This window comes from Muricomes intestini (assembly GCF_004346165.1).
In the GTDB taxonomy this organism is placed as follows: Bacteria; Bacillota; Clostridia; order Lachnospirales; family Lachnospiraceae; genus Muricomes; species Muricomes intestini.
Window position 1 is genome coordinate 50,485 of sequence record NZ_SLZZ01000022.1, and the last position, 6,633, is coordinate 57,117.

A 6,633-nucleotide genomic window follows, 5' to 3' on the forward strand; every position below is an offset into this window, starting at 1 on the left:
TCTGGAGAATATGAGGAAAGTGCAGGGGAGCCCACAGCCACTGGGTGTGACAATCGAAGACGGCAGGGTGAATTTTGCGCTCTCTGTTCCGGCAGGAAAAGTATGTGAATTGCTTTTGTACCGGATAGGTGAGGATGAGCCTGCACAGGTGTATCCTATGGATGCCCGTGATGCTGCAGGGGAGGTGCGCTTCCTTGCGGTAGAGGGACTGGACGCTGCACAGTATGAATATAATTACAGGGTAGACAAAAAAGTGCGAATTGACCCATACGTGAAGGAAATAACGGGGCATAAGGTGTTTGGACAGAAGGTGAATCTAGATTCTCACAAGGTGAGGGGGCGGATTTCTGAAGAGGATTTTGACTGGGACGGGGATGAGCCGCTTCATATTCCTTTTCATGAGGTGGTAGCTTACAGTCTTCATGTGAGGGGATTTACTATGCATAGCTCATCAAAGGTGAAACACAGAGGCACATTTTTGGGAGTGACGGAAAAGCTGACCTACTTGAAAGAGCTGGGAATTAATCAGATCCAGTGCATGCCAATTTATGAATTTAAAGAATACGAGGGGGCACGCCAGAATTACTGGGGATACGGGAAGGGCTGCTATTTCGCTCCCAAGGCATCCTATGGCGCATCAGATCATGTGCGCAGAGAGTTGAAAGGGATGGTCAGATCCTGTCATAAGGCGGGCATTGAAGTGGCTATGGAGATGCCCTTTACAGAGGGGATACTTCCGCAGATAGCGGTGGAATGTCTCCGGTATTATATGTTGGAATATCATATTGACGGTTTTGTGATTAATCCATATGTGGTTCCATGGGAAGCTGTAATCTTAGACCCGATTCTCAAGGGTGTTAAGATATGGAAAAAAGATGACTGGTTTCAGAATATCATGCGGAGGTTCCTGAAAGGGGACGAAGGTATGGTGGAGGATGTGATGCGTGCACTTTGCCGCAACACAGGAGAGGCAGGTGGGTGCAATTACATTACTGCCCATACTGGATTTACTTTATATGATCTTGTATCCTATGATGCTAAGCACAACGAAGCAAACGGGGAGAACAATCATGACGGCCCAAAGTACAATTACAGCTGGAATTGCGGAGCGGAAGGGCCAAGCAGAAAACAGGCTGTGTTGGAACTGAGAAAAAGGCAGATCAGGAATGCATTTTTCCTTTTGTTAACGGCCCAGGGCACACCCTGTATTTTGGCCGGCGATGAGTTCGAAAACACCCAGAAGGGAAACAACAATGTATATTGTCAGGACAATGAATTGTCCTGGCTAAATTGGAATAAATTGAAGAATAATAATGTATTGTTCCAGTATGTAAAGGCACTCATTGCACTACGCGGAGCTCACATGGTACTGCACAGAAAAGGACCGCTTCTAGGACTTGACCGGATAGCCTGTGGAATGCCGGATGTCTCTTATCACGGGGAAGAAGCATGGCAGATTCCGTCAGAGATTTCAAGCCGGCAGCTGGGAGTATTGTACTGTGGGAAAGAGCTGGGGGATACGGACTGTTTCATTGCATATAATATGCACTGGATCGAACATTTCTTTGCACTTCCCACGCTGCCCGCCGGTAAAAAGTGGCACCGGGCCGCAGATACGTCAGCCGGAGAGTGGGGGAAGCCGATACTTTTAGAAAATCAGAAAAAAATGATTGTAAAAGAAAGAAGCATTGTATTTTTGATTGGAAAATAAAGATACCGGAAGACGACAAAGCAAGAAAGGACGATTAAATAATATGAAAGCAATAAAGCATTTTTGCACGATAACCAGACACAAAATGTTGGTTATGAAAGAGTGCTTCCGGGTTGGACTGTATAAACAGGGAATCCTTCATGATTTATCAAAATACGGCTGGACGGAGTTCAGCGTGGGGTGTAAGTATTATCAAGGGAACCGGAGCCCCAATAATGCAGAAAGAGAAGACAAAGGCTGCTCTTATGCATGGCTCCATCATAAGGGGCGGAACAAACACCATTACGAATACTGGATAGACTATGGGTTAGACGACGAGAAGAATATGGTGGGAATGAAAATGCCTGTCCGATATGTGGTAGAAATGTTTCTGGACAGAATAGCTGCCGGAAAAATATATAAGGGGTCAGATTATCAGGACTCAGATCCTCTCCAATATTTCCTGGCAGGAAAAGGCCACTATCTGATGCACGAAGAAACAGAAGCACTCCTGGAAAGCCTTCTGCGGATGCTTGCCGAAGAAGGCGAGGAACGAACATTTTCTTGTATAAAGAAAACAGTACTAAAAAAAGATTATTCGGGATAATATAACTGATTATCCTGAATATCAAGCAGCACATTATTTAAATATCTTTTGGCTTCATATCTTGCCATGGGCAGGTTCATATCCAGATAATTTCCGCAGTCCTTTGCAGAAGCGCCTGGAATTTCCCCTTCAAAAGATGCAATAAAACTGAACATTTCCTTCATAAGAGGCACAATGTCCCTGGACTCATAATTGCCGGAGAGGAGAAGATAAAATCCTGTACGGCATCCCATAGGTCCAAAATACAGCACTTTATCACTATATTCTGCATGATTTCTTAAAAAGGTGGCACCCAGATGTTCTAGGGTGTGGACTTCCGCCGTATTCATAACAGGTTCTTCATTCGGGTTAGTCATTCGGATATCGAAAGTTGTAACAGGACTTTCATTTACAAAATCTTTCCTGGATACATAAAGTCCGGGTACGAGTCTGAGATGGTCTATTGTGAAACTTGTAATTTTCTTCATATGCATTTCCTTTCCTAAAAATTTTATATATACCATTATAGTGGCAGAAACGGAATAAGACAAGCCGCAAGTTGACGAAAGAATGTGGGTCGATTATACTGAGGGGGAATAGATGATTTTAAACAGCATCAGTTTAAGGGATATCTGATACCTACGGATTGCTCCGCACTTTGTGCTCCCGCGATCCTAAAAACATTCGAAATCCGCCCTGCTCGGGCTACTTTCTCATGTTTTACGGGTCCCAAAGTCATGCTTTTTCATGCAAGCATGAAACGCATGACCTTTTGACCCTGGTATCATCATATTATTTATGGAGGATTATACATATGAAATTATATCTTGTACGTCATGGAGAGACAGCGTGGAATAAGGCAGGCAGGGTTCAGGGGCATTCTGATATCCCTCTGAATGTGAATGGAGTATATTTGGCAGAAGAAACGGCAAGGGGACTAAAGAATACTACTTTTGATCTTGCATATACAAGTCCGCTGGTCAGGGCGAAGGAAACTGCGGAAATTATACTAGAGGGTCGAAATGTACCCATATATGAAGAACCGGAAATCCTAGAAATGGGATTTGGGGCTGCAGAAGGTTTGCACTGCCGCGGGGAAAACCAGGAACCGGGAAGTGATGAGTTCAACAAGCTTTTTACGGATCCGGTGCATTATAAAGTTCCAGAAGGCGGGGAATCTATTTTGCAGCTGTCAGACAGAGTTAAGAGATTTTTGAAAGCGTTATATGAAAATCAGAAATTGGTGAATAAGTCAATACTGATCACTTCACATGGCGCGGCACTTACAGCAATGCTGAATTTAATAAAAGGGAAAAAGAAGATTGCAGAATTCTGGGAAGATGGGATTCCTAAGAATTGTGCGGTGACAAAAGTTGATGTAAGAAATGGAAAATCTGAAATAATTTATGAAGGAAAAATTTATTATTAGAGCATTAATTTGCAGGAAGGAGATGAGATATGGGATTTTCGCTGGATGTTAGCGTGCCGGTTTTTACGGTGTTTTTTCAGGGACTGCTGAGCTTCTTTTCCCCCTGCGTACTTCCACTTATTCCGCTCTATATTGGTTATTTGTCGGGAGGTACAAGAACAAAAGGAGAGGATGGGAAAGTTCATTATAACAGGAAAAAGGTTATAGTTAACACTTTATTTTTTGTCATAGGAATCAGTTTTACCTTTTTTGTCCTGGGACTTGGCGCATCTGCACTGGGGGCTGCCTTTAAAGGAAATCAGGTATTATTTGCAAGAATTGGAGGAATTCTGGTCATTGCCTTTGGCCTGTATCAGCTGGGAGTATTTGGAACCTCCAAAGTTCTTGGCGGTGAACACAGACTGCCTTTTAAGCTGGAAGGTCTTGCCATGTCACCTTGGACTGCATTAATTATGGGAGTCACTTTCAGCTTTGCGTGGACACCTTGCGTTGGGCCGGCACTGTCCAGTGTTCTTTTAATGTCTGCTTCGGCGAACACAAAGGCACTTGGATTTATTTTGATTGGAGTCTACACCTTGGGATTCATCCTGCCGTTTTTGGCTGTCGGAGTGTTTAGTACAACATTACTGGATCTGTTTAAGAGACACAGCAATGTTGTGAAGTACACTGTAAAGGCGGGAGGAGTACTCATGATACTAATAGGTGTTATGATGTTTACCGGGAAAATGAATGCCGTTACAGGATATTTGTCGGGTATACAGACGTCACAGGAGCCGCAGAAAGCTCAGGGAGAAAAGAAATCCCGTGAAGACGATTCAGAAGATAATTCACAGGAAAGCGGTTCACAGGAAGAGGCAACAGAGAAAGGTACATCCGGGGAGGAAGACGGAAAGTCGGAAGAGCACGATGATGAGTCCGCCGGACTCAAAGATGCTGTTGATTTTGAATTAAGAGATCAATTTGGTGAGGTGCATAAGCTTTCTGGTTATAAGGGGAAAACGGTGTTCATGAATTTCTGGGCAACCTGGTGTCCACCCTGCCGTGCAGAGATGTCGGACATCCAGAAATTATATGAGTCCTATCAAAGTGAGGAAGCCCCGGAAGTTGTTATTCTTGGAATTGCAGCACCGGGATATGGGCAGGAACAGGATGAAGAAGGAGTACAAAAATTTCTGCAGGAGAATGGTTATACATACCCTGTTCTAATGGACACCGGCGGCAGCCTGTTTGATCAGTACAGCATATATTCCTACCCAACTACTTTTATGATTACCGGGGACGGAAAAGTATTTGGATATGTCAGCGGTCAGCTGACGGGTGACATGATGAAAAATATCATAGAGCAGACGATTGAGGGCAAGAGAAATTGATGAAATTGTGCTTCAGAGTAAAATAGAGCCGGGCAAAATGGATACGTTTGCTGATCGAGGTAGGCAGGCCATAGTATAAATAATTCAATGCATTTCCTGAAATATCTGAAAACATATAAATTTTAATGAAAGTTTCGCTAAGAAGTGTTAGAATGGACATATAGATAGTGATTTGGAAACAGACAGTAGAATAGGAGGTATTTTGAATGAATGAAATGCAGTTGAAAAGGATGCATGAAGGAAAAGGGTTTATTGCAGCTCTGGATCAAAGCGGTGGCAGCACGCCTAAGGCTCTGAAGCTTTATGGCATTGATGAGTCACGGTATCATAATGATGAAGAAATGTTTGAACTTGTACATAAGATGCGAACAAGAATTATTACGAGCAAAGCCTTTACGTCTGAACACATATTAGCAGCTATCTTGTTTGAAAATACGATGGACAGGAAGATGGATGGTAAATATACGGCAGATTACCTTCTGGAGGAAAAGGGAATTCTTCCTATTCTGAAGGTAGATAAAGGTCTTGCCCCGGAGGAGGAAGGAGTACAGGTCATGAAACCAATGCCTGACCTTGGCACCCTTTTGGAACATGCTGTCGAGAGGCATATTTTCGGGACAAAAATGCGCTCAGTTATTAAACTGGCAAATAAAAACGGAATCCGGGAGGTTGTAGACCAGCAGTTTGGAATTGGTATTCAGATTGCCAAAAAGGGTCTGGTTCCCATATTAGAGCCGGAGGTTGACATTTACAGTCCTGAAAAGGAAAGGGCTGAGAGAATTTTGAAAGAAGAATTGTTAACTCATTTGGATAAGATTCCTTCAGATACCAGGCTGATGTTTAAGTTGTCTCTGCCTACGAAAGATGGTTTCTACTCTGATCTGCTGGAAGATTCGAGAGTAGTGAGAGTTGTAGCGCTTTCCGGAGGTTACAGCCGGGATGAGGCAAATACTCTGCTTGCAAAGAACCCAGGGGTTGTGGCAAGTTTCTCACGTGCCCTTACTCAGGGACTCGGTGATAGTCAGACCCAGGAAGAATTTGATAGGACACTGGCTGGGTCAATCCGGGGAATTTATAGTGCTTCCATAAGATAAAGGTAACTATTTAGAATCAAGCTCAAAAATCTACGGTTTTCTTGTTATTTGGAGCGTATTGGTCAGCAGTGGATGGTGAGCCTTTTGACATGGCTCACCATCCATTTTATAATATTCGCTGCAATTGTACAAATAGTAACAGTTCAGCCATCAGCTCGATTCCACCCCAAGGGTACCGTCCTTGTTAAACAACCACACTACGGTTGCTAACCAAGGACATGTGCTGCGCTTCATCTCGCTGCGGCAGAGCGCCATATGAATTTTCGGCAGCATATGCATACGAAAGCAAGCTTTCTCCTGCATATGCTGTCGAAAATTTGCATGGCTGAACTGTTACTACAAAAAAAATGATGTGGGGGTCAAAAGGTATTTTGACCCCTGATACCTACGGATTGCTCCGCACTTTGTGCTCCCGCAATCCTAAAAACATTCGAAATCCGCCCTGCTCGGGCTACTTTCTCATG

Annotated in this window: 6 protein-coding genes; 5 read left to right on the plus strand and 1 reads right to left on the minus strand. The window is 43.7% G+C overall.

The window, feature by feature from the left end:
• Window positions 1–10 precede the first annotated feature (10 nt).
• A complete protein-coding gene (locus tag EDD59_RS13530) occupies window positions 11–1,711 on the plus strand; it encodes an alpha-amylase family glycosyl hydrolase (protein ID WP_132382772.1) in 1,701 nt (566 codons plus the stop codon).
• 43 nt (window positions 1,712–1,754) lie between these two features.
• Window positions 1,755–2,297 (plus strand): DUF5662 family protein, encoded by a 543-nt coding sequence (locus tag EDD59_RS13535; protein WP_132382774.1) that lies wholly within the window; start codon window positions 1,755–1,757, stop codon window positions 2,295–2,297.
• On the opposite strand, the gene EDD59_RS13540 is transcribed toward EDD59_RS13535, so the two are convergent.
• Window positions 2,285–2,764, minus strand: coding sequence for an S-ribosylhomocysteine lyase (locus tag EDD59_RS13540; protein WP_132382776.1), 480 nt, complete (start codon window positions 2,762–2,764; stop codon window positions 2,285–2,287). The genes EDD59_RS13535 and EDD59_RS13540 overlap by 13 nt on opposite strands.
• Before the next feature lie 326 nt (window positions 2,765–3,090).
• Between EDD59_RS13540 and EDD59_RS13545 the strand changes: the two genes are divergently transcribed.
• The 3 genes from EDD59_RS13545 to EDD59_RS13555 all read left to right on the plus strand — a co-directional run bounded on the left by EDD59_RS13545 (window position 3,091) and on the right by EDD59_RS13555 (window position 6,169).
• Entirely contained in the window at window positions 3,091–3,705 is a 615-nt protein-coding gene (locus EDD59_RS13545) for a histidine phosphatase family protein (RefSeq protein ID WP_132382778.1), read from the plus strand.
• A gap of 29 nt (window positions 3,706–3,734) precedes the next feature.
• Entirely contained in the window at window positions 3,735–5,075 is a 1,341-nt protein-coding gene (locus tag EDD59_RS13550; RefSeq protein ID WP_132382780.1) for a cytochrome c biogenesis protein/redoxin, read from the plus strand.
• Between the two features lie 206 nt (window positions 5,076–5,281).
• Window positions 5,282–6,169 (plus strand): fructose bisphosphate aldolase, encoded by an 888-nt coding sequence (locus EDD59_RS13555; protein WP_132382782.1) that lies wholly within the window; start codon window positions 5,282–5,284, stop codon window positions 6,167–6,169.
• Window positions 6,170–6,633: the final 464 nt, after the last annotated feature.

Excerpts from the sequence above, each read along its gene's own strand:
- EDD59_RS13545 (WP_132382778.1), top strand. The coding sequence starts at position 3,091 with ATGAAATTATATCTTGTACGTCATGGAGAGACAGCGTGGAATAAGGCA.
- EDD59_RS13550 (WP_132382780.1), top strand. The coding sequence starts at position 3,735 with ATGGGATTTTCGCTGGATGTTAGCGTGCCGGTTTTTACGGTGTTTTTT.
- EDD59_RS13535 (WP_132382774.1), top strand. The coding sequence starts at position 1,755 with ATGAAAGCAATAAAGCATTTTTGCACGATAACCAGACACAAAATGTTG.
- EDD59_RS13540 (WP_132382776.1), bottom strand. The coding sequence starts at position 2,764 with ATGAAGAAAATTACAAGTTTCACAATAGACCATCTCAGACTCGTACCC.
- EDD59_RS13555 (WP_132382782.1), top strand. The coding sequence starts at position 5,282 with ATGAATGAAATGCAGTTGAAAAGGATGCATGAAGGAAAAGGGTTTATT.
- EDD59_RS13530 (WP_132382772.1), top strand. The coding sequence starts at position 11 with ATGAGGAAAGTGCAGGGGAGCCCACAGCCACTGGGTGTGACAATCGAA.